Raw genomic sequence first — 22,312 nt, 5'->3', positions numbered from 1 at the left:
TTCCTCTTCTTCAATTCTTTCTATCTCAGCTTCAAGCTCTGCAATCTGAGATTCGGCTTCTCTTATCATCTTATCTATGGCACTTCTAAGCCGCGTACACTCGCCCTTTGCTCCGTCCATTCTAAAAACGCAGACGTTCTTAGCCTTAACTGCGTTCTGCTCGTTAACGCCAATCCACTCGCCTGCTCTGCTTAGATCTATTTCATCAAGTGTATCTTTCTGGGTCTCAATCTGTCTGATATAGCCGTCGATAACTGTCTGTTTCTCCCTCATTGCTCTGATATCTTCTCTGATTTTTTCAATCTTCCTTCTGCAATCCCCGATTCTGCTCACTATAACCTCCAACACGTTATTATCAAAATTCAAAACTAACCCATTTTTCTGTAGCGCCCCTCTCATGTTAAATATCACAAAGTAATACTTAACACAAAAATTATACGATTATTAGAACTTACATGCAACAACATAAAAAACACCCCCACTAGCATTTTGGGTCAGGGCGCTAGCAGGTTTATTTCAATAGCGATATTTAACTCGATTGTTATGGGAAACACAAGTTATAATACTGAATAGCATCAGTGATATATTGACGCTTCATTAATGAAAGTCAATATTTTTTTAACTATTTGTCACTTAAACAATCGATATGAAATAGAAAAAGCCGTAGTAAAATAATAATGGCAATACACTTTCATTAACGTAATATATATTTTGGTATTATTGGCAGAAGGAGGTAATTCACATGATAACTGCAAAAGTTCATAAAACCGGAGAAAACCAGACTGTAATATTGCCTGAAAATTGCCGTTTTTCTTCTGATAAGGTAATAGTTAATAAAATAGGCGATACAGTTTTACTCATTCCACCAAATGATAAGTGGGACTCTTTTATACAAGCGATAGACATGTTCTCAGATGACTTCATGTCAGAATAACAATCAGAACCTTACTATGACCAAAACGAGACAAAGAACACTTACTCTTTGTCCCATTTTGATCCGACATTAAGATTATTTTCTGTTAGCCACTCATCTTCAACCGTGAGATATCTCACTTCTCCCGCTTCGTTCTCAAGCGTTACTGAGACCTTAGGCTTCTGTCCCGGCTGAAGTTCCTCGCAACCGTAGTCACCGTCAAATATCTGTTTTATAGTCCACATAGTTAGTCCAATCGCTTTCTAAAAATCTATTTCTCATGCTATGTCTAATCTCAGTATAGCCTTACCTCAGTCTTCCCCGACAAGATGCACTACCACGGGTTCATGTCCGACTTTGGGAAGGAACTTATTGAATATATCATCCGTCTTTATCTTCAAGCTCGATGTGCAAACACAGGGATGACATCCGATATACTCGCCCTTCTTTACATCTTCGTCGACTAGCAGCTGCACGGCATGTTCTTTATCATTCATAAGCCCCATTATGCTTACTGCACCCGGCTCTATATCAAGGAATTTAAGCATATCATCCGCGTCTGCAAAAGAGAGTCTTGCAGAGTTGATCTGCGATGAGAGTTCTTTTGTCTTAAACTTCTTATCTCCCGGCATCATGAGCAGATAATACTGAGTCTTCTGCCTATTGCAAAGAAAGAGATTTTTGCATATCAGAACTTCAAGCACTTTATCAATCTCATTGCACGCTTCCATCGTATTTGCAGGCTCATGATCTGTCCTCTTATACTCTATTCCGAGCTCATCCAAGAAGTCATATGTACGAACTTCTCTCTGAAGTCTTCCTTCTGTATTTTCAGGTCTTCCGCTAAACAATTCCATGTTGTCTCTTCCTTTCCGTTTTTTACTCATATCCACATAATATCATAATTCTTTTAACCAGTCCTTGCACCGTACATCTTCATTCCACTCTCCATGTGCGGTACAAAAGACAAATCTCGCACCGTACGTCTCCATTCTACTATCCCTGTGCGGTGCAAAAGACAAATCTCGCACCGTACGTCTTCATTCTACTATCCATATGCGGTGCAAATAGCAAACCTCACACCGTACGTCTTCATTCCACCCTCCATGTGCGGTGCAAAAGACAGATCTTGCACCGTACACCTTCATTCTACTCCTCCTGTGCGGTACAAAAGACAACTCTCGCACCGTACGTCTTCATTCTACTATCCATATGCGATGCAAATAGCAAACCTCACACCGTACCGTTTGCTCGTATCTTTCCTGTACGGTGCTCCCCAATTTTTCTCCTCTGAACGCCCCTCTTGTAGGAAATGTATCCCTTATTATTTTCCTATATTCTGCCTCAACCGGTACGTATAGGCCGTCCTGCGCTTTTCATCTGCACATCCTTGTGGAGCGTATTGGGAGACAAATAGCCCCCTCATATTTACGGAACAAAGAGCTACATCCTTGCGGAACGTATTGGGAGGCAATAGCCCCCTCACATTCACACAAAAAACAACCGAGTCCCCCCGCGGGCCCCGGCTGTTATATTAAATTCTATTTGGAATGCTTTATATTCCAAATAAGGATATTTAACTAATTTACTTAACGATCATACCTGTCTCTCTGTCGGCAAATACTGCTACCATTACGAGGAAGACAATTCCCATGATGAGCTGCTGTGTCTTGGGCTCGATACCGAGCATTACAAGTCCTGCGATAAGGATCTTGTAGGTCATTGCGCCAAGGATGATGTTGTAGAACTTAACCTTAGCACCGCCGTTGACGGGCATTCCGCCAAGAACAAGTGCGATCATGATCTGTGTCTCAAGCTGATTACCTGCTGTTGAAGTAACAGATCCAACCTTGATACTGTTGATGAATGCTGCAAGTCCTGTGATCATACCTGCTGCCGCGTATACGAGCATCTTGGTCTTTTCAACTCTTACACCTGCAAATCTTGCTGCAGTCTCACCTGCACCGATAGCTTTAAGTCTGTTTCCAAGTCCTGTGTACTGGAATACAGCAAAAGCAATAAGGAGGATTGTTATCGTAAATGTAAGATTTACCGCAAGTGTGTTATAAGAAGTAATGTTTGATGCTCCGTATACGGGAGTCTTTGTTGTTGCATAAGCAACGATACCTCTTATAAGGTACATGTTACAGATGGTAACGATGAATGATGTGATCTTACGCTTTACATTGAAGAATCCGTTTATAAATCCAATGATTCCACCTGTAAGCACACCACACAAAATTGCAAGCACTATATTGTAATTGGACAAGTAGCACACAACAACCGAGCAGATTCCCAACATAGAACCCTGTGAGAAATCAAGTCCGCCCATTGTCATAACCATAAACACGCCAACGCATGAAATAAGAAGTACATATGACTGTGACAAAAGAAGCTTAAGACTTCCCATTGAATAGAGCTGACCTTTAGTAAGTACAGCAAACAGCAACACAATGAATATAAATCCGGCAAAAGGCATTATGTTTCTTATGATTGGCCGCTCCATGAAAGGTGTTTTGATTTTTTTCTCGTTTTCCATAATCGGCCTCCCTTATACCATATTCGCAATAAGATCTGTATCTTTAAGATCTTCTGAACGTTTAAACTCACCATTCTGACGACCGTCTTTCATGATAATGATACGGTCTGCCATACCAAGCAGCTCTGAGATTTCTTCAGAGATCATGATGATAGACTTACCATTTTTTCTCATTGTATCCATCATCTGATAAATATCTGCCTTAACCTTTACGTCGATACCACGTGTAGGTGAATCAAGGATGATTATGTCTGAATCTTTACCAATCCATCTTGCCAAAACAACCTTCTGTTTGTTACCACCGGAAAGAGCTGACATAAACTGATGCACGCCCTCCATCTTGGTACTCATCTGTTTAGCAAACTTCTCTGCAAATGCTTTCTCATCCTTTGCGTGAAGAATGTGATTCTTCTTGATATTTTCAAGTGAAGGAAGACAAATATTGTCCTGAATAGTGTCATTTATTACAAGAGACTCGTTATCTCTGTCCTTCGACGCATATGCGATACTGTGATCGATAGCAGTCTTAATGTCATTTATCTTAGTTCCGTCTGCAAGAGTTACACTACCTTCTCTGTCATAAGATGCTCCAAAAAGAGCTTTTCCGACTTCATGCATACCACATTCGGAAAGACCACCGATACCGATAATCTCGCCCTTATGAAGTTCGATACTAAAGTCATCGATCTCTCCGGGTACTGTGAGGTGTTCCCCTTTTAATACAACCTCATCGGAAACTCTCTCGTTATAGTCCGTACGATAGTAGTTATTACTCATCTCACGTCCTACCATGAGCTTCTTAAGATCGTCCGTATCAACTTCCGAACTCTTAACTGTTCCGATAAATACACCGTCTCGAAGAACACTGATGTTGTCTGACTGCTCTATTACTTCATCAAGATCATGTGAGATAAAGATAACGCATCTTCCGTCATCACGTGTCTGCTTCATAACCTTGAAAAGCTCGATTCTTCCTTTTTCACCGAGAGCCGTTGTAGTCTCATCGACAACAAGGATCTGGGGCTTAAAGTGTGTAGCCTTAACGATCTCGATAAGCTTTCTGTCCTCAAAGTTGTAATTGTCTATGAGGTCTGTAGCCTTGATGTAATTAAATCCATAGGAATCAAGAAGTTCCTGTGCTTTTTTGTTCATGGCGTTTGTATTCTTTACGCCAAAATTTGTAAATTCGTCTTCTTTTCCGAGAAAGATATTCTCAGCAACGGAAAGACCTGACAATGTTCCGATTTCCTGTACGATAACCGCAACTCCCTGGTAGTTTCCGTCTACCTGGTTCTTGGCATTGACTTCTTTTCCGTTTAATGTAAATGTACCGCTGTCCTTATGGTAAATTCCTGTAAGACAGGATGTAAATGTTGATTTGCCGGAACCATTCTCGCCGATCAGTGCATGGATTTCTCCCTTGAAGAAATCAAGAGTGACATGATCAACGGCATGTGTGACACCAAAGTTTTTGTCGATTTTCTCGGCATGCAATAATACTTCGCTCATGTCTGCCCCCTTTATTTAACAACTGCACCCTTAACGGGTTTAATGGTCATAGTTACGATTGCAAGAAGTACGATACCTGTTACGATATTCTGTACTGTTGTAGGAGCTCCGAGAGCAACGAATCCCTCGAACAACAATTCAATGATGAACTCTCCTATTACGATAGCTACTATCGGATGTCCGTATTTCTTGAATGCAAGTCCGAAGAACGTTCCCATAAGAGGCGGGAAGTTACGGCTCATTGATGCAAGGTTTGAAGCACTTGTCATTGATGTTCCGTATGAAATTGTAAGGATTGATTCAATTCCAACAAATAAACCGCAAAGAGTAAATGCCACAACCTTATATTTGTCTACGTTAACACCCATGTTCTTGGCAACAACTTCATTTGAACCGATAGCATAGGTGTATGTTCCTATCTTTGTATACTTAAGGATGAATCCACAAAGGAAGAACGCTGCAAGTGCAAGAACAAGGTTCCATGGATAATCTCCGAATGCTCTGTAGTTAGTTGCAAGGATTGCTTCTTTTCCGTTTGTCGCATAGATGGAAAGAGCCTCATAAACAAGAGATAATCCTGCAGTTACGATAAGAGATGAAATTCTAAGTTTGATATATACAATTCCGTTGAGAAGTCCTACGAGAACTCCGCTTACGATAGGTGCGATCAAAAGACCTGCATAACCGAACTGTTTACTCATATTTACCGCAAGCACCGATGAAAGCACGATGTTTGCGCCCACACTCATATCAAAAGGTCCCATTACGCAGATAAAATAAAGTCCACAACCACCAACTGCATAATAAAGGGCTGTTTTTAAATAGGTTTGTAATTTATTAAAATCGCCGAATGTCTGAGGTGCCAACATCTTGAAGAATGCCCAGAATACAAACGCGATAAAGATCAAAAGCAAAAGCCCGAATGCCTGGCTCTGTTTAAATTTTTGAAACTTACTCATATAATCCTCCCGCAAGAGTTTTTGGTCCAGAAACTGTTTTTTATATATGCCGTATTCTCCGGTTGCGGAAAATACGGCATATCCATGTTTTTTCCTTAAAAATATATATCTTTTATAAGCGTTTAGTTATTTATTAAATTAGTTGCTGTGACGAGAAATAACATCGTCGATTGAAAGATTTGAAGCAGCCTTGCTGAGATCTTCGAAGCTGTATCCGGCCATCTCTACCATCTCTTCATCTGTGTAAGGATCGTCATTTACAAAGTACTTCTCATAGTTTGCATAATCATCGGGTGATGATACATAAAGGTAAGGGAAGAGAATCTCATAACCAAATGTTCCTTCATCCTTTACATAGTTGCCCTTAACTGCGTTAAGTACAAGGAAGAATGCGAACAGAGGATCGCAGAAGTGTCCGCCTGACTCTGCAAACATGCCGCCTGACTTAAGCTGATCTGCAAGGTCATCAAGGAAGTCTGTTGATACAACGTCGATCTTACCTGTGAGGCCTTCGTTAGCATATGCACCGATAGAACCTACAAGGGGATCTCCGCCGCCACCTGCTACGATAAGAGCGTCCATTCCGGGATTTGAATTGTAAAGTGACATAGCTGCCTTAGCACCTTCTTCTGAAGATGTGTTAGCATATACGGGCTCAGTAAGTGTAGCCTTATCATCGGGATGAGCTGTATTCCACTCTTCAACAGCCTTCTGATATCCCTTCCATCTAAGCTGGAATGTAGCATCACCAACTGTCCAAGCCTCAAGACCGATCATTCTGTCGCCCTTTTCAAGAAGGAGATTAACAAGTGTATATCCGTTTGTTACCTCATCTTCATGAACTGCACCAACATAATATTTAGAATTGCAAGCTGTCTTGTATACTTCAGGGCTGTTCTCCTCTGAAATGATACGGAAGAACTGTGCGATATATACGCCGTTTTCTGTACATGTATTGATTGCGGATGTCATCTCTGAATCAGCTGAATTACAAATGATGATTCCCTTACATCCTGCTGCACAAAGCTGCTCAACAGAAGCTGTAACCTGCTCTGAAACGTGTCCCTGATCAACATACTGAACTTCAACGCCGTTTGCCTTTGCAGCCTTATCAACGATCTTCTTACACTGGCTTCCGAGAACGTCAGTTGAACTCCAGATTGATACACCGATCTTGATATCGCCTGCTGCAGCGGGTGCTGCTGCGCCGTCTGCTGTTCCCCCTGAACTATCTGCAGGTGCTGCGCCACCGGCTGCCGAACCACAACCAACCAACATAGATGCAGCCATAGTTCCCGCAAGGAGCATTGCACCTAATCTTTTAATTTTCTTTTTCATAGATTTACCTCCTTTGAAAATTAAAAATATGAAATGAATATAATAATCGGTTCGTCTCCACGAATCCGACCTGGAACCTTATTTACTTTTTGAGACCTTTTACTTCAAAGCTTTTACTGGTCTCATCTCCAAAAACAACACCCGCCGACTCAGCTGCCGTTTCGTCATATGTAACGGAAACAACTACTTCATCTCCGTTAGAGAGTTCTTTATTCTTATCTATGCTTACCGAAATGGATGAAACAGCATTTATATACTTTGTGAGTTCGGTAAGATCTCCGAGTTCATCGAGCTCCTCAATCTTCTCTTTTCCTCCGACCATCTCTGTTTCCATTCCGTCGTAGTCGACATTTACAAACGCGGTGCCTTCACCGTTCTTGCCGTTAAAGTCTACAGTCACATAATCAAGAATATTTGTGATTCCGTCGGTTGTATTTATCTGTGTTTTTTTCTCAGCACCGCAACCTGCAAGTGCAAGAAGTATGCTCATCCCTGCTGTCGCAAGTACTACAGTTTTTCTAAATTTAAACACCGATTATCCCCTCCCGAAAGAAGTTATTCTTTTTTCGCTCTGTAAAAAACGAAAAGCTTTGCAAACAGAAATGAAATAATATTTCTTGTTTACAAAGCTATTCTATCAATTTAATTTTTATATGATTAGCACAATTTAGAAAATCTAACTATCACTTTTTTGAAAAAGTGATAAATCCCGCTCCACTGCGCGTTTTAGCACTGTATAAACAATAAATACATAGACAAATCCGATGCAAGCTGTCAAAAATTGAAACACAGAAAACGTCTTCTGAAACACAGGCAATTTATTTCTCAAAGGGCTCTGCTCCGGAATAAATGCAGGAAGCAGCCACATAGAGATCGTGGCGCCCATAAATACGCCTTTTGCCAGTGAACACAGGATTGCCCTTGCCATGTTTGATATCCGAAACACATTGTTTCCGGAACCCATGAATGACTTTTTGAAAAGAAATTCCACCGCCACGGCAAGCACGATATTTCCCAGCATTATGAAAATGATTATTGCGGGAACCGCCATCATAACGGGACTCATCGCGATCATGTACGCCGTTATCGGAGTGATGATGCTCAAAATAATCCCACACGGTAAGTTGACCATAAGTACCGCAAGCACTATACACGTGTTAACAATCGGCCCGGTAATAAAAATGCTAAGATTCTTAAATACCTGACTTACGATACAGATTGCAAGAAGAACCGCCGTTGTAGCAATCTGCCTCGTTCCAAACTTATTTTCTTTTGTTTTTCCCATTTTACCCAACCTCTGCTTTTTTTCGTTTATTGCATATTTTTCTTTCTGTATTCGCTGGGACTTATTCCCTCAAGTCTCCTGAATACACGACTGAAGTAATTATAGTCATCATATCCGACTTCAAAAGAGATTGCTTCGAGCTTGTTCTTTTCATCTTCCATAAGCTTTTTGGCCCTGTCCATACGACATCTTGTGATATAGGTCGTAATGGTCTCGTTGTATTTCTGCGAAAACTTTCGCGAAAGATAGCTGGGTTCGACAAAGAACTGCTCGGCAAGCCCCGACAGAGACAAGTGTTCCATATAATGTGTCTCTATGTAATCCCTGATATTCTCAACCTGACTGCTTATGGAGTTATTCTCATTCGCAGACTCGCCCTGTGCTATTGAAAGAGCAAGCTCCATATTGTCAGTTATTATCTCTTTATTAAGTGAACGAAGTCCGTAGTTTATTGCATCCTGAACTTCCTCGTAGGTTCGCTCATCACTGTTCTTGTCAGAATCCGCTATAGTATTGAGCGCTCCTGTCGTAAACTGCGTAACTTCAAAAAGACTCCACTTCTGTTCATCGCACTTATCAAGCCCCGCCGTCTCCATAAGGACAGTCTTTGCGCGTCCGATATCTCCTTTTCCGAGGCTGTCGATAAGAAGCGATTCGATACGGCTCGTATATCTGTCGTTAAAAGCCGATGCTTTCCTGCTGCCCGTGCACACTACCGTGCTATGCTCACGCCCAAAAGGCCTTGTGACAAGATTTGCGATCATCTCTCTATAGACAGCGGCGATATCATCGAGCGAAGTCGCCTTGTCGTGTAGCACTATGGTAATAGGTCCCTGCTCTTCAACAGGAAAGGCCTCAAGAATACGGTCTGCGATAAAATGGAGCCTCGTCGGCGTCGCATTGAGCTCTATAACAAACTCATTTACCTTATCGGTGTAGTTAAAAACGATGGTCCTTTCATTTCCGACAATCTTGCGAAGCTTTTCTTTCAAGCTGTATGACATGCGAAGCACATCTTTTTCATAGCTCTGCTTCAAGATCTCAACATCGTGAAACTTCACAAGGATAGTCGACATCTCGGAAAAGACCTTTGTGCTCGGAACATGGAAATCTTTTCCCGGTCTGAATAGTTTGCCATTTAAAAGAGATGAGAATTCATCATCCTCAAGGAACGATGAAACATATGTCTCCCTAAGGCGGCTGTCCTCTTTTACCGCTTTCTCCGCTTCTCTTTCCTCAAGTGTCTTGAGAGCTTTACTGAGAGAATCGACAAGCTGTTCCCTGCTCACAGGCTTTAGCAGATAGTCGATACCTCCGGACATAAAGACGCCTTTTACCTTCTGGAAATCATCATATCCACTTACAGCAAGTGTAATGATATCGGGATATTCCTCTTTTATCCTGTCTAGAAGCTCAAGTCCGCTCAAAAACGGCATATTGATATCCGTGATCAGAATATCCGGCTTCTCTTTCGGAATTCTCTCAAGCACTTCTTCCCCGTCACATGCAGGCTCAAGGAATTCTATGGAATAGTCCTCCCACGGTAACATACATCTTATATTTTCACGGCTCCAAAGTTCATCATCTGCCGCCAATACCCTATACTTTGCCTTCACCCTAATTGCCTCCTCAATATATCTGCCGCGCCGCAGTCTCCTTGCGACGTCAATCAATATCTGTAACCATCTTTACCGTCGGCAATATGATAATTGCCCTGGTCCCCGTTTCCTGATCACTTTCATAGTGAATCCCGTAATTATTCCCATATACATTTTTGATGCGAGCATTAACATTCATAATGCCAATGGAGCGCCCCATCTCAATTCGCCCTATATCGGCCTTTTCAAGCTGTTCATTCATCGCATCCGCGTCCATTCCGGCGCCGTTATCTTCTATTGTAACAAACAATCTTCCGTCATTGTGCTTTGCCGTGATGATAAGCTCTTTGTCTTTTCTCCTTGTCATACGAAGCCCGTGCTGAAGCGCATTCTCCACTATAGGCTGAAGCGTTATTCTCGGAATACTGTCCTGAAGCGTATCCGTATCGATGTGATAAGTGTATTTTACAGAGTTGCCGTTACGTACATCCATAACATACAGATAATTTCGAACATGCGCCATCTCCTGCTGCAATGTCGCCTGAGTGTCGGAAATATCAAGACTGTACCTGAAAATAGCTGAAAGAGACTGGCACAAGCCACTTACAAGCATGCAATCCTGCGAAGCGGCTATTCCACTCATCGTATCAAGCGTATTATATAGAAAGTGAGGATTTATCTGTGCCTGCAGGACTTTGTACTGCGTTCGTTCCATCAGCACTTTGGCCTCATATTCCTCCTCGACCATCTTCTGGATCCTGTCGAGCATTTCGTTGAACTCTTCCCCCATTACCTTGAGTTCATCGCTCCATCCGTCCGTCTTAACTCTAAGCTCTTTTTCTCCGTTCTTGATCCTTATCATCGTACTGCTGAGCGCTTCCACAGGTCTGTAGATAAATCCTGAAATAAGCGTTCCAAGAAAAAGCATCAGCAAAATGATTATTCCCGCAATAACCAAAAGAGTTCGAACCAGCGCACTCTGAGTTTCAAGAAGCAGTGACTGCGGCGTCAGCATAACTATATGAAGGTTATACTTTCTCATAGCGATGCTGTTTAGATAGAAAGATCCATATTCATTTTCAAATTCCGGAAATTCATTTGAAGCGGTTGCAATTGTCTGTGTTAAATCGGAAAAGATCCTGCTCTCTTCCTTTGTAATATTTCCAACCTGAGCAATAGAAATATCTCCCCTTGGCTGGAGCCACACGTACACATCTCTTGATGAAATATATTTGCTCATAAGGTCAGATATATTCTGTGCATTAAAATCACAGACTATATATCCGTACTGAGTTCTTTTGTCATCATATGTATGGAGTTTAAGACAAAACCGCAAAATATCACTATCTGCGACTTCGTTATGATATCCCGAGATCATAACCGCATAATCATCCGACTCAAGATATCTTTTTAGATGAGATTCATTGACATATTGCTCGCCATCGTAAAGATCGTTTGGATACGCAATAGGCTGTTTTCTCCATGAACTGATCAGCTTATTCTCATTGTTATAGATATACATGGCAAAAAGCTGATCTGCAGAATCGAAGCGCGCTTCAGAAAGGCGCCAAGCGCTCCAATAATAATTCAATATCTCGCCCTGCGCCGAACTATCCCTTCTCATAGCGGCAATTAGTTCAGTTTCCGTATAGATGGTCTGCATCTTTACAATAAGTCCGTGAATATACGAATTGAGCTCGCTCTCAATACGCTGAAGCGTCTCATCGTTATTCAAAAGACTTTCTCTTCTGATCTGCTGCCTGGATGTCACTTCAAACGCGACCGTCTGCGCGATCACGGCAAAAAGCGTGCATCCTATGACCATACCGAGAATTGCACGACGCATTGTCCATTTGATTTTTCTCATAACCCGCCCTTATTCCCCAATAAGGATAAAATCAACTGTACTTTGCTTCATCCAGCGATTCCTGAGAAATAAGTGCCTTGTGAAGCATAACAATTTCGCCCTTTCTATGCTCTTTTACCTCATAAAGAGCATTATCTGCGGCATACATGTAATCCCATAGTTTGTTTGTTGACACGGGAATAGAGTTGCATATTCCCTGTGATATCGTAACCAGCTTACCGTACTCATGTGAAGGAGCCACCAGATTACGTTCTTTTATACCCATTCTGATATTTGAAGCATACCACATAACTTCTTCATCAGTCATATCTTCATAAACAATAACGAACTCATCTCCGCCGTATCTAAATGCGTGTATCCTGTCGTTACTGCTGCATTTTTCAGTTATTATCTCTGCTATTGTCTTAAGGCAGGTATCTCCGGCCTGATGTCCGAAAGTATCATTGTACTGTTTGAAATTATCGACATCGAGAATCTCAACAGCGAGAGACTTCTGATTTGCATATGCCGCATCAAAAGCTTTATCCGCATATTCATTGAGACCGTATCTGTTTCCGAGTCCCGTAAGCGAATCCGTCTCAGCTTTTTTCATAAGAGCTATATTCTCACGCTCCATCTCACTGAGCTTAGCCCTGATCTCGGTAAAGAACTTGTAGTTTACGATACCTTCTTTTTCCTGAGCCATTGAATGAATATAGAATTCTTCATGTGCCTCATGCATCTTCTCTACATTATTCATCTGAGTATACAATTCGCATTTGATCTTGGCGTATTGCTTTTTCAGATATGCAATATTTATGTCATCTACCGATTCCTTGATGTTATCCACAATATCGGAAACTTTTTCAAGCTGACCTATCTTCATATAGAAGCGGCACACTGCATAAATATCATCAATATTATCAATGGAAAATCTTTCCGAACAAAGCGTCTTATAAAGATTATCTGAATATTTCTCAAATTCTTCCATATTTCCAAGTGCATAATTTCCCCGCATTCTCACACCCTGAACAAGAATGTCCTGGAAATACTCACTTCGAACTCTCGGATCAGATTCAAGTCTGTTTATGGCAAGCAAACACTTCTTAATAGATTCAGGTTTATTCATGGCCAAATAAGCGTCGGCTTCGTAGCAATAGCAAAAAAGAATATTCAAATAATACAAGCTGTCTTCTTTATTTCTTCTGACATGTTTATAACCGGACTGAGTGTAAGAAAGCGCAGTCTTATATTCGCCTATTGATTGATAAATTACTCCAATATTACACTCAATAAAACCGACTGCAGAACTCTTCTCAAGTTCACTGCAATCTCTTATTCCCGTCATAAAGAAATCAAGCGCCAGCTCAATATTGCCGTGGTTAATGGCGTCAATACCAAGAAGGTTGTAGCATCTTACGATATACTCCTTATCTCCGCATATCTGTAAATACTCAATCGCCTTCAAAAGATTCGCATTAAACTTAAGATACTCTGCGCTCACGCGATAATACGCATCAGCGAGATAATAATAGGAATATCCCAAAAGATTAACATCATCGATCTCTTTGGCTTTTTGAAGCAGTTTGTCACTTGCGTCAACATAACAATCTGCCATACTTGCTCTGGCAGTCATTACTTCACGATTTAAAGTTTGTACTTCGTTATCATAGTTTTGAATATTCATGTACCTGTAACCTATTTAAAAAAAGCAAAAATACGCTATTCTGATTATTTCTAATTTTATATCATACTTTTCAGTCTTGCAAGATGAATGAACGTACCTGACACAAGTGACAGGTAAAAAATGTGGTTTACATATATTGTTTGACCTACTCGGTCATAAGATTACTTTTACACTGTATTCCGCTTAATTTTACCACAGCACATAACCCCTGTTATTTCGGGGTTTCCCGTAAATCACTTTGTGAATAATCCCCCATTTCCACAGAGTTATCCACATGACATTAACGTCATTCACATATGACTTTTGTATGATTTTTCGGTCATTATACTAAATTGTGTAGTATATAGAAACAATTCGGTATAATGTCAGGTTTACATAAATTTGTATTTTAGTTTTTTATGTAAACCCACTGCTTCATTTTTCACCAATATAACGTCAAAATCATCTCTTTTTAATCATCAAACCCGCTCCAAAACTGTGATATTGCCTCTTTGACCGTAGTGGTCAAAACAGCCTTCATTTTTATCCACTCTCTCGGGAAAAGCGCTCTGTATCCGGCTTGCGTAAATCTGTCATCAAGAAGAGCCACTACTCCCTTGTCTTCTTCCGTTCTTATAACCCTTCCGGCAGCCTGAAGAACTTTGTTCATTCCGGGATATCTGTATGCATAATCAAATCCGTCAACTCCCTTTTCCTCAAAGTAATTACGAAGTATCTCGCGCTCATTGCAAACAAGCGGTATTCCCGTTCCGACAACTATTACTCCTATAAGGCTGTCATTCTTAAGGTCAATTCCTTCGCTGAATATTCCGCCCATAACACAAAATCCAAGAATATTCCTGTCTTCCTCAACCTCTATGTCCATGTGTATATATTCATTAAGATTGACATTGTTTCCCTCTGAAAATCTGTCAAGGAATGACTCCCTGGCTTCCTCCGTCATATAGCTCTTTTGAACCAGAAGCTCCGTTGCCTCGCTATTGCATAATTCTCTTTCATAAATGTCGTAAACTTCGTCCAAAAAGCTGTGTGAAGGGAAAAATATAAGGTAATTTCCACCTCTTGCCTCAACAATATTGTGGATATATGAAGCGATATTGTAGTACTGCTCGCTGCTTCGCTTTGAATACCTGCTGGTCACATCCCTTCCCACAAAGACTCCAAGTCTGTTTGGATCAAATACGGATTTGGCATAGATCTCGAAATCCTCGTCCGTTCCTCCGAGCAGCTTCTTGTAATACTGGATGGGAAGAAGTGTCGCGGAAAAGAGAATCGACGAGCGTCCACGTCCCATGCATTCAGCAAGGTTCAAGGAAGGATTGACACATGAAAGCCTGAGTATAAAGCTTCCATCTTCCGCAAATTCGCTGTAGATAACATAATGATCGTCTACCTTGTCATATATTGTAAGAAATCTTGAAATATCAAAATAAAACAACAAGAGCTCGTCTCTGCAAGGGCCTGTCGTGTGTTCCTCAAGATACTCCGACAATATTCCCGACAAGCGGTTTAAGGCATTTACAAACTTTTCTATGCTGTCTATAACAGTACAACCGTCGCAATTTCTTTTTAGTTCCAGAAGTTCCTTGTTGCACTTATCAAGATGTCCGGCGATTCTGGGATGAAACTCCTTTATCGTGCTCTTTAATTCCAAAAAGCTCTCTTTGCGAAGAGCCGCACTGTACATATCCCTTCCCCTATCCAGAAGATTGTGCGTCTCATCGACCAAAAATACGTAATCAGATTTGACTCCGTCCGCAAAAAATCTTCGTAGGTACACGAAAGGGTCGAAAACATAGTTATAATCGCAGATAACGCCGTCAGCCCAAAGACTCATGTCCAGCGACATCTCAAATGGGCATACTTTGTGCTTCTCCGCATACTTTACTATCTTTTCCCTGTCAAAAGAGTCCTCGTTCGTCAAAAGGTCGTATATCGCATCGTTTATCCTGTCATAGTGGCCGTTTGCGTACGGGCAGGCCTCGGGATTGCATTCTCTTTTATCTTCTTCCAAGAAGCAGATCTTATCTCTCGCCGTAATAGTCACGGTCTTAAACTTAAGATTCTGCGACTCCCTCAGTGTATTGTAAGCATCTTCCGCTACGGTCCTTGTTATCGTCTTGGCTGTCAGATAGAAGATCTTGGACGTTTTCCCTTCTCCCATTGCCTTAACAGTGGGAAAAACAGTCGTGATCGTCTTGCCTGTTCCGGTAGGAGCCTCAAGAAAAAGCTTTTTCCCATGAACAATAGTCCTGTAAACGCCGGCAGCAAGCTCTTTTTGCCCCTCTCTGTACGAAAAAGGAAACTGCACAGCCTTTATAGACTTCGTCCTGATCTCATCCCACTCAAACTCAAAGTCGGACCACTTCAAATATTTTTTTATAAGATTTTCAAACCATGCTGTTATTTCTTCAGATGAGTACTTGAAATCAAAATACTTCATTTCTTCGGTATCCATGTTGCAATAACTCATTCTGACTTTGATTCCGGGACAGTTCTTTTGCCCCAGATAGATCGCGGCGTAACACTTCGCCTGCGCAAGATGGACTTCAACCGGCTCTTTCATCTTATTAAGGTCTCTGTACGTTCCCTTGATCTCATCGACAAGAGGGAGCTCTTTTCCGGCCTCAAAAAGAGATTCCTGAGCATCGTATGAAGTTTCATTAAAGAATTTATCTAAAATACCGTCGGCACGGCCTTCTATAACGAGGTCGTATCTGCCCGTGTTATACGTGTACTTGAGCGGCACTTCGGCATGATAATCAGGTCCCATGCTCTTTTGTATCATGCGATGTATTCTGCTGCCTTCCTGCATCGCATCGGCGGAAACCTGATGTATTCTGTTGTCTATGCTTCCGCTTCGCAGTACAAACTCAACAAGCCTACGGACTGAAATTTCTATCGAATAGTTTTCCATAATAGTAAAACTCCCCATGGCATATTTTATACCATGGAGAGCTTTACTACCACAATGAACAATTATTTTCTTATTTGAAAGGTATTACACAACCTCTCATGATAAGTATACTGAATCGTTCAAAATTAATCAAATGATGAACGTTTCATTCAATTAGCTGGCGATTGCCAATTTCTGTAAAAAATTCTCAAAATCGCTGTTGTATCCGCGATACTCTACTGTAAGAGTCTGTGAAAGATCAAGTCCAAATACTCCGAGGATTGACTTAGCATCCACAACATATCTGTTATAATATATATCTACATCGAAGTCACACTTAGTTGCGGCATTGACGAAGTCCTGTACCTGATTAGGGCTCAACATAATGTTTCTCTTAATACATCCTAACATCAAATGTTACTTCCTTTCTGTACCACTTGCACTACTTAAAATTAACCTATAAAAATATACATGCTTCAAAAGGAAATGTAAATGGAAATTTGTTAAAAAAGTGTGAAAAAATTGCGGAAAATTTATGTCTTTATTATTACCCGGATTCCTTTTCCCAATATAAAATATTGGACAAATGCCCGAAAACATTGACAAATCGCAATACTGATAGTTTAATTGATATAAAATCATAACTCGAATATAAAACTACATTTTTTCAATGTGGCTTGCCATTAAGGAGGAAAAAATCAATGAATCTTTTTCTTGAAGAAATCTCATCTGATGAGGGCGTGGTATACAATTTAACGCCAATGGGATACGCAGGTCTGGTATTTATGATACTAGCTGCACTTGCAATAATGAGTTTCTTCGTAAATAAGGACGGCAAGGGAAAACTCAGTATCAAACAGATCACGGTTTCAGGTCTTTGCCTTGCTCTTGCATTCGTTCTTTCTCACTTCAAATTTGCAAAACTCCCGATGGGCGGCTCAATAACACTTTTCAGCATGTTTTTTGTCACCTATATCGGATACATCTACGGTCCCAGAGTCAGCATAGCTTCAGGTATTGCTTACGGACTTTTGCAGCTCATTGAAGATCCATATATAGTAAGTATTCCACAGCTGTTCTGTGACTATATCCTCGCTTTCGGCGCACTTGGCCTTGGAGGACTTTTCTATGAAAAGAAATACGGCATGATAAAAGGTTATATCGCCGGAGTCCTAGGTCGTTACTTCTTTGCAATATTATCGGGCGTAATATTCTTTGCTTACTATGCTCCCGAAGGAACATCGCCGCTTGTTTACAGCATCACTTACAACGCAACATACATCGTGCCTGAATGCATCATTACCGTAATCGTTCTGTGCGTTCCCGTTGTTAAGAGCACTCTCAAGCGTATCAAGATGGAAGCAAACGAAAAAGATATCAGAAAAGCCGTTCAGCTTGGGTAATTCAATCTACAATATAATCACTGTATAATGAAATGTCAGCCCTTTGGAGCATCGCTCGTATGCGAATTCCGGAGGGCTCATATTTTGTCTCTTTTACAATGCCTCTGTTTTCAAGGGCATTCACTATGCCACCTTCGGTATAGGGTAAAAGAAGCTCACACTCCTGTTCATCTTCGCTCAGTTTTCTCTCTATTGCTGCGATAAGTTCGTCTAGTGAAGCATCATCTTTTGCACAGATATAAATCCTATCGCCGGAAGCCTTGGGAACATCCATAACGAGGCGTCCGCTCTCCTCCTGCTCTTTCTGCACAAGATCTGCCTTATTAAACACATAGATAATAGGAATATCTCCCGCACCTATCTCAGCAAGAGTTTTCTCCGTTATTTCCATATGAAATCTGTACTCGGGATCCGAGAAGTCAATTACTTCCAACAAAACGTCGGCGTACTTTGCTTCTTCAAGCGTTGACCGAAATGCTTTGACAAGTGCATGCGGAAGTTCGCTAATAAATCCTACCGTATCGGAAAGTAAAAATGGTCTTCTTCCTGATGGAGTTATCTTCCTGACAGTAGTGTCAAGTGTCGCAAACAGCATATCTTTTTCAAGGACAGATTTGTCATCTGCGCTCTCCGCGGCGTACATACGAAGCAGGTTGTTCATAACCGTTGATTTACCTGCGTTTGTATAACCGACAAGCGCGACACGTGCAATATTTGATCGTAGTCTTCTGTTCCTCTGAGTCGTTCTTTCTTTTTCAAGATTTTTGAGCTCATTTGAGAGTTCGCTTATTCTGTGCTCTATACGTCTTCTGTCAAGCTCAAGCTGCTTTTCACCCGATCCTTTATTGGAAAGTCTTCCGCTTCCGCCGCCCTGCCGTGAAAGAGTCTTACCCATTCCTACAAGTCTTGGGAGCATGTACTGAAGCTGCGCCGACTCAACCTGGAGCCTTGCTTCCCTTGTTCCCGCTCTCTTTGCAAAGATCTGCAGAATAAGTCCCGTCCTGTCGATAACTTCCGTATCAAGTATCTTCTCAAGATTCCTTACCTGCATGGGCGAAAGCGAATCGTTGAAGATAATAATGCTTACATCCAGCACATCAAGCGCTGCCGCAATCTCCTGCACCTTGCCGCTTCCTATATATGTGCCTTTATCCGGAGCATTGAGCGACTGAGTCACCGTCGATGCAACCTCGATATCTATGGCCTTTGTCAGCTCTTTTAGCTCATCCATCGAGCGTTCAAACTCATCATCGCTCCTGCCCGTGTTGAGCCCCACAAGGATAGCTCTTACGGTATCTATTTTTTGAGTGTTTTCGTATAATTCGTTTTTCATGTTTTATTGTTCCTTGTTATTACTTGCTACTACAAATTCACCATTTGAAAAACCTGAAGTTTTTCCGGCAACCGCAAATCCCTTATTCTTCATCACATTCAAAAGAGTGATCATAAAAAAGCCGTGTGTAACCACTGCGCAGTCTTCGCCCTTCAAAATCAGACCATCAACAAACTTCTCTGCTCTGATTATAGTATCTTTTCGGCTTTCTTTCTGCCTTTTACTGTTAAACAGCCATTGCAAACGGCTTGAAATACTCCAAAACGCCAAAGGCATCTTTAATTTCGTGCTTATACTCGCGGATATAGGAACTTCGTCTATAAGATCTGTAGCGATATAATCCCGCTCTCCAAACACAGCTTTTGCCGTTTCCAGTGTTCTTGGTAAAGAACTCACATAATATGCCTTGTAATCCCTTTGCGGAACATGATATTTTGCAGAAATTATAGGAGCATGATTGTACGCCTCAAAATCATGATTAACTTCTTCCGAATTGCTCCATTTTCTTATATTATAATCAACTGCTCCATGCCTGATTATCACAATATTCAAAGCCTGTTTCCTCGTAACTCATCTTCAACAATTGCCATATTATCACACTTCCCTGACGAGCAAAATCTCGTATTCTTCAGTGCCTTCCGCAAACTGCTTCTCACCGCTTTCTATAAAGCCGTAAGCTTTGTAGAAGTCTATGGCATCTATATTCTTCTCAAGTACCCATAATTTTGAAACATCAAACTTATCAATCGCAAATTTTAGCAAATCAGAGCCTACGCCTTGTCCCCAAAAGAAATAATCCACATAGAGTTCGACAACCTCACTGCCCTCAACGTGGATGAGGCCTTTAACTATTCCGTCGTCGTAAACCCAAATATTATCTAATATTCTTGCCGGTTGGCTGTCAGAATCATTGCTTTCACAGCACTCCATGTACTGCTTAGCCACATCCAGTACTTGCAGTTCACCAAAAGAAAACTCATCATTGTGAAAGATTGATCTATACTTCATTCTTTTCACAAATACGAGTATCTCCGCTATTCTTGATATATCTTGTTCATTCGCTTGTCTTATCACAACATTAACTCCGTTATATGAGAAAAACTATTCCGCTCAAATTCCCTTGCAGAACTCAACTATATCCTGCTTCCTCGGCTCGACGTCTTCCTTATATTCTATAGAACACAAACCTATACTTCCGCAGGATTCAATCTCGAGATGTCCGTAGAAGTGCTCGATGCTTTGGATGATTCTCTCGCACTCGTGCATTCCGGGGCCTGTTCTGAGCGCGATGCTGTAGCCCTTTTTACCTGATGAGATTTTGCCATGCGGCTCGTGGGTATTGCACCAAGGCGTGCATCTGTCGATGAAAGCCTTGTACTCTCCCGGAATGTCAGCCCAATAGGACGGTGAAACGGAAACAATAACATCTGCGCTGTCAAACTCTTGAATTATCTTATTCACATCATCGTCCATAACGCACTTTGCCGTAGTATGACAGGTTCTGCATCCTTTGCAAAAAGAAAAAGAGTAATCATCTATACATATCTCTTTTACTTCATATCTATCGGCCAGTTCCGCAGATACTATCCCTACAATCGTCGCCGTAGCCCCTGTTTTCACAGGACTGCAATTTATTATAAGTGCCTTCATTCAAGCCTCCCATCACTACGTCTTTAAAATTGAATATCATATTCTTTATTCTAAATAAAAGTATCTTGCCCTTATAAAATACTTCTATCGGCTTTTCACGTATATATAAGCTTCCTCAGCGCCGGGCCGGAATTCTCGCACGGAAGAGCAGTGAAGCCCATCTTTTCATAGAAGCCCTCTTTTCCCTTGGCGGCGATCAGCTGAATACTGAGCCTTGCGCCCTTGGGAGCGGACATTTCAATAAGTGAAACAAGCTTATTTATTATGCCGGATCCGATATTCTGTCCCTGATATTCAGGTCTTACGGTCACATCAACTATGGTCATATACATGCCATCTCCTACAACGCTTCCCATACCGACTGCCTTCTCGCCATCTTTGGCAAGGACAAAATAGTCTCTTTTTGCCAAGGCTTTTTCTGACTGTTCCTTGCAGAAGTTCTCCCAGCCGGCCGAGGCCCTGAGCTCATAGTATGTTTCAATGTCCGGTTTTTCTTCGTAGAATCTGATTTCCATAGCTGTCCTCTTTTCTTAGTGCAGTGTCTTGCTGACTTTTGATCAATTAATTGTCAACGCAACGCTTTCAATCAACATTTCTAACTATTATAAGTAATGAATAACATACACTCAATAAACTTTTTCAATTTACCTACATGCAATGTTAATATTATACTTATGATATTGATCAAAAGACGGAGGCAATTATTATGGGTGTTTTTTCAAAGATACATAGATTCAGAGAAGCGGGACAACAGGCGAACGTCAACAACATTGAGCGTTTTGGCACTCCCGCAGTTTCTTTATTTACTACTTCAAAGATTTTCACGCTGCACAAGCTTATTGATATCACAGACGGCTATGAAAACGTCATTTATCACGCTTCGACCAAATTCCCTTCACTTCATGACAAAACGGATATAACCGATGCTTACGGCAATCCTGTCGCACATGTGGAGAGAAAGCTCTTTTCGCTTCATGAAAGACACTATGTCTATATGGCAAACGGCGCATCTTTCGAGATTTCAAATGAGCTCATGCACATAATCAAGGACGTTACCAACATTGTCGGACTCGGTTGGCAGCTTAAGGGCAACATTCTGGGCTTAAACTTCGAATTATATGATGAAAACGGTGAGATAATCGCTGTCATTTCCCAGAAGATGTTCTCAATTCACGACAAATACTGCATAGATATATACAAAACAGAACATGAAAAGACGGTCATCGCGATCCTTGTAACTCTTCAGCACATGATAAAAGACAGAGAAGCTGCATCTTCAGGTTCTTCTTCATCCGACTGATGTAAAGGTGCATAAATAATCATTTTTTTCTTGCAATATGAAGGAAAAAGCGATTT

The 22,312-nt window shown here is 41.2% G+C and carries 22 protein-coding genes; 3 read left to right on the top strand and 19 right to left on the bottom strand.

All coding sequences use genetic code 11. The features are described 5' to 3' along the window. Positions 1-333, bottom strand: a 333-nt coding sequence (locus BM398_RS09305; RefSeq protein WP_175531900.1) for a hypothetical protein, incomplete at its 3' end; no start/stop codon positions are given. A gap of 409 nt (positions 334-742) precedes the next feature. Here BM398_RS09305 and BM398_RS09300 point away from each other — a divergent pair. After that, positions 743-934 carry an antitoxin gene (locus BM398_RS09300; protein WP_026654097.1) on the top strand — a complete coding sequence of 64 codons (192 nt, stop codon included), beginning with the start codon at positions 743-745 and terminating at the stop codon, positions 932-934. 41 nt (positions 935-975) lie between these two features. On the opposite strand, the gene BM398_RS09295 is transcribed toward BM398_RS09300, so the two are convergent. From BM398_RS09295 to BM398_RS09235, 13 genes are all read right to left on the bottom strand, one after another. Beyond that, positions 976-1,158 (bottom strand): hypothetical protein, encoded by a 183-nt coding sequence (locus BM398_RS09295; protein WP_026654096.1) that lies wholly within the window; start codon positions 1,156-1,158, stop codon positions 976-978. Positions 1,159-1,224: 66 nt separating this feature from the next. Continuing rightward, on the bottom strand, positions 1,225-1,770 hold the full coding sequence (locus tag BM398_RS09290; RefSeq protein ID WP_026654094.1) for a prolyl-tRNA synthetase associated domain-containing protein: 546 nt from the start codon (positions 1,768-1,770) through the stop codon (positions 1,225-1,227). A gap of 728 nt (positions 1,771-2,498) precedes the next feature. Then, positions 2,499-3,452 (bottom strand): ABC transporter permease, encoded by a 954-nt coding sequence (locus tag BM398_RS09285; RefSeq protein WP_242949795.1) that lies wholly within the window; start codon positions 3,450-3,452, stop codon positions 2,499-2,501. Positions 3,453-3,464: 12 nt separating this feature from the next. Then, entirely contained in the window at positions 3,465-4,961 is a 1,497-nt protein-coding gene (locus BM398_RS09280) for a sugar ABC transporter ATP-binding protein (protein ID WP_026668450.1), read from the bottom strand. Positions 4,962-4,972: 11 nt separating this feature from the next. Continuing rightward, positions 4,973-5,920 (bottom strand): ABC transporter permease, encoded by a 948-nt coding sequence (locus BM398_RS09275; RefSeq protein WP_092337433.1) that lies wholly within the window; start codon positions 5,918-5,920, stop codon positions 4,973-4,975. Positions 5,921-6,058: 138 nt separating this feature from the next. Continuing rightward, positions 6,059-7,258: a sugar ABC transporter substrate-binding protein gene (locus BM398_RS09270; protein ID WP_026654091.1), complete on the bottom strand. Its 1,200-nt coding sequence runs from the start codon at positions 7,256-7,258 to the stop codon at positions 6,059-6,061. A gap of 82 nt (positions 7,259-7,340) precedes the next feature. Then, positions 7,341-7,790: a hypothetical protein gene (locus tag BM398_RS09265; RefSeq protein WP_092337432.1), complete on the bottom strand. Its 450-nt coding sequence runs from the start codon at positions 7,788-7,790 to the stop codon at positions 7,341-7,343. Between the two features lie 144 nt (positions 7,791-7,934). Beyond that, the gene (locus BM398_RS09260; RefSeq protein WP_092337431.1) at positions 7,935-8,543 is read right to left on the bottom strand and encodes an ECF transporter S component; all 609 of its coding nucleotides are present in this window, start codon (positions 8,541-8,543) and stop codon (positions 7,935-7,937) included. 26 nt (positions 8,544-8,569) lie between these two features. After that, positions 8,570-10,159 (bottom strand): response regulator transcription factor, encoded by a 1,590-nt coding sequence (locus BM398_RS09255; protein ID WP_139233804.1) that lies wholly within the window; start codon positions 10,157-10,159, stop codon positions 8,570-8,572. A gap of 49 nt (positions 10,160-10,208) precedes the next feature. Beyond that, positions 10,209-12,008 carry a cache domain-containing sensor histidine kinase gene (locus BM398_RS09250; RefSeq protein ID WP_092337429.1) on the bottom strand — a complete coding sequence of 600 codons (1,800 nt, stop codon included), beginning with the start codon at positions 12,006-12,008 and terminating at the stop codon, positions 10,209-10,211. A gap of 31 nt (positions 12,009-12,039) precedes the next feature. Continuing rightward, positions 12,040-13,674: a GGDEF domain-containing protein gene (locus BM398_RS09245; RefSeq protein WP_092337428.1), complete on the bottom strand. Its 1,635-nt coding sequence runs from the start codon at positions 13,672-13,674 to the stop codon at positions 12,040-12,042. Positions 13,675-14,125: 451 nt separating this feature from the next. Beyond that, the gene (locus tag BM398_RS09240; protein ID WP_092337427.1) at positions 14,126-16,591 is read right to left on the bottom strand and encodes an ATP-dependent DNA helicase; all 2,466 of its coding nucleotides are present in this window, start codon (positions 16,589-16,591) and stop codon (positions 14,126-14,128) included. A gap of 153 nt (positions 16,592-16,744) precedes the next feature. Further along, the gene (locus tag BM398_RS09235; protein WP_242827252.1) at positions 16,745-16,954 is read right to left on the bottom strand and encodes an HPr family phosphocarrier protein; all 210 of its coding nucleotides are present in this window, start codon (positions 16,952-16,954) and stop codon (positions 16,745-16,747) included. A gap of 317 nt (positions 16,955-17,271) precedes the next feature. Here BM398_RS09235 and thiT point away from each other — a divergent pair, with 317 nt between their 5' ends. Continuing rightward, positions 17,272-17,973: an energy-coupled thiamine transporter ThiT gene (gene thiT, locus BM398_RS09230; RefSeq protein ID WP_092337426.1), complete on the top strand. Its 702-nt coding sequence runs from the start codon at positions 17,272-17,274 to the stop codon at positions 17,971-17,973. 1 nt (position 17,974) lies between these two features. Here thiT and hflX read toward each other — a convergent pair whose 3' ends face one another. The 5 genes from hflX to BM398_RS09205 form a co-directional block, all read right to left on the bottom strand. Next, the gene (gene hflX, locus BM398_RS09225) at positions 17,975-19,306 is read right to left on the bottom strand and encodes a GTPase HflX (RefSeq protein WP_092337425.1); all 1,332 of its coding nucleotides are present in this window, start codon (positions 19,304-19,306) and stop codon (positions 17,975-17,977) included. A 3-nt stretch (positions 19,307-19,309) separates the two neighbouring features. Continuing rightward, a complete protein-coding gene (locus BM398_RS09220) occupies positions 19,310-19,849 on the bottom strand; it encodes a phosphoglycerate mutase family protein (protein WP_242949796.1) in 540 nt (179 codons plus the stop codon). 51 nt (positions 19,850-19,900) lie between these two features. Beyond that, positions 19,901-20,380, bottom strand: a complete 480-nt coding sequence (locus BM398_RS09215) for a GNAT family N-acetyltransferase (RefSeq protein WP_092337423.1) — start codon at positions 20,378-20,380, stop codon at positions 19,901-19,903. Positions 20,381-20,416: 36 nt separating this feature from the next. Further along, positions 20,417-20,956, bottom strand: coding sequence for a flavodoxin family protein (locus BM398_RS09210; protein ID WP_092337422.1), 540 nt, complete (start codon positions 20,954-20,956; stop codon positions 20,417-20,419). A 95-nt stretch (positions 20,957-21,051) separates the two neighbouring features. Then, positions 21,052-21,471: a GNAT family N-acetyltransferase gene (locus BM398_RS09205; RefSeq protein WP_092337421.1), complete on the bottom strand. Its 420-nt coding sequence runs from the start codon at positions 21,469-21,471 to the stop codon at positions 21,052-21,054. A gap of 191 nt (positions 21,472-21,662) precedes the next feature. Here BM398_RS09205 and BM398_RS09200 point away from each other — a divergent pair, with 191 nt between their 5' ends. Further along, positions 21,663-22,256, top strand: a complete 594-nt coding sequence (locus tag BM398_RS09200; RefSeq protein ID WP_092337420.1) for an LURP-one-related/scramblase family protein — start codon at positions 21,663-21,665, stop codon at positions 22,254-22,256. Positions 22,257-22,312 lie beyond the last annotated feature (56 nt).

The organism is Butyrivibrio sp. M55 (genome assembly GCF_900116865.1).
Classification (GTDB): Bacteria; Bacillota; Clostridia; order Lachnospirales; family Lachnospiraceae; genus Butyrivibrio.
The sequence above is the reverse complement of the archived record's forward strand: the minus strand, read 5'-3'. Positions and strand labels throughout refer to the sequence as shown.

Bases quoted from the DNA above. Each gene is read 5' to 3' on its own strand.
- BM398_RS09205 (WP_092337421.1), bottom strand. From the start codon at position 21,471: ATGGAAATCAGATTCTACGAAGAAAAACCGGACATTGAAACATACTAT.
- BM398_RS09235 (WP_242827252.1), bottom strand. From the start codon at position 16,954: ATGTTGAGCCCTAATCAGGTACAGGACTTCGTCAATGCCGCAACTAAG.
- BM398_RS09245 (WP_092337428.1), bottom strand. From the start codon at position 13,674: ATGAATATTCAAAACTATGATAACGAAGTACAAACTTTAAATCGTGAA.
- thiT (WP_092337426.1), top strand. From the start codon at position 17,272: ATGAATCTTTTTCTTGAAGAAATCTCATCTGATGAGGGCGTGGTATAC.
- BM398_RS09295 (WP_026654096.1), bottom strand. From the start codon at position 1,158: ATGTGGACTATAAAACAGATATTTGACGGTGACTACGGTTGCGAGGAA.
- hflX (WP_092337425.1), bottom strand. From the start codon at position 19,306: ATGAAAAACGAATTATACGAAAACACTCAAAAAATAGATACCGTAAGA.
- BM398_RS09300 (WP_026654097.1), top strand. From the start codon at position 743: ATGATAACTGCAAAAGTTCATAAAACCGGAGAAAACCAGACTGTAATA.
- BM398_RS09210 (WP_092337422.1), bottom strand. From the start codon at position 20,956: ATGAAGGCACTTATAATAAATTGCAGTCCTGTGAAAACAGGGGCTACG.
- BM398_RS09200 (WP_092337420.1), top strand. From the start codon at position 21,663: ATGGGTGTTTTTTCAAAGATACATAGATTCAGAGAAGCGGGACAACAG.
- BM398_RS09275 (WP_092337433.1), bottom strand. From the start codon at position 5,920: ATGAGTAAGTTTCAAAAATTTAAACAGAGCCAGGCATTCGGGCTTTTG.
- BM398_RS09240 (WP_092337427.1), bottom strand. From the start codon at position 16,591: ATGGAAAACTATTCGATAGAAATTTCAGTCCGTAGGCTTGTTGAGTTT.
- BM398_RS09270 (WP_026654091.1), bottom strand. From the start codon at position 7,258: ATGAAAAAGAAAATTAAAAGATTAGGTGCAATGCTCCTTGCGGGAACT.
- BM398_RS09260 (WP_092337431.1), bottom strand. From the start codon at position 8,543: ATGGGAAAAACAAAAGAAAATAAGTTTGGAACGAGGCAGATTGCTACA.
- BM398_RS09250 (WP_092337429.1), bottom strand. From the start codon at position 12,008: ATGAGAAAAATCAAATGGACAATGCGTCGTGCAATTCTCGGTATGGTC.
- BM398_RS09285 (WP_242949795.1), bottom strand. From the start codon at position 3,452: ATGGAAAACGAGAAAAAAATCAAAACACCTTTCATGGAGCGGCCAATC.
- BM398_RS09280 (WP_026668450.1), bottom strand. From the start codon at position 4,961: ATGAGCGAAGTATTATTGCATGCCGAGAAAATCGACAAAAACTTTGGT.
- BM398_RS09290 (WP_026654094.1), bottom strand. From the start codon at position 1,770: ATGGAATTGTTTAGCGGAAGACCTGAAAATACAGAAGGAAGACTTCAG.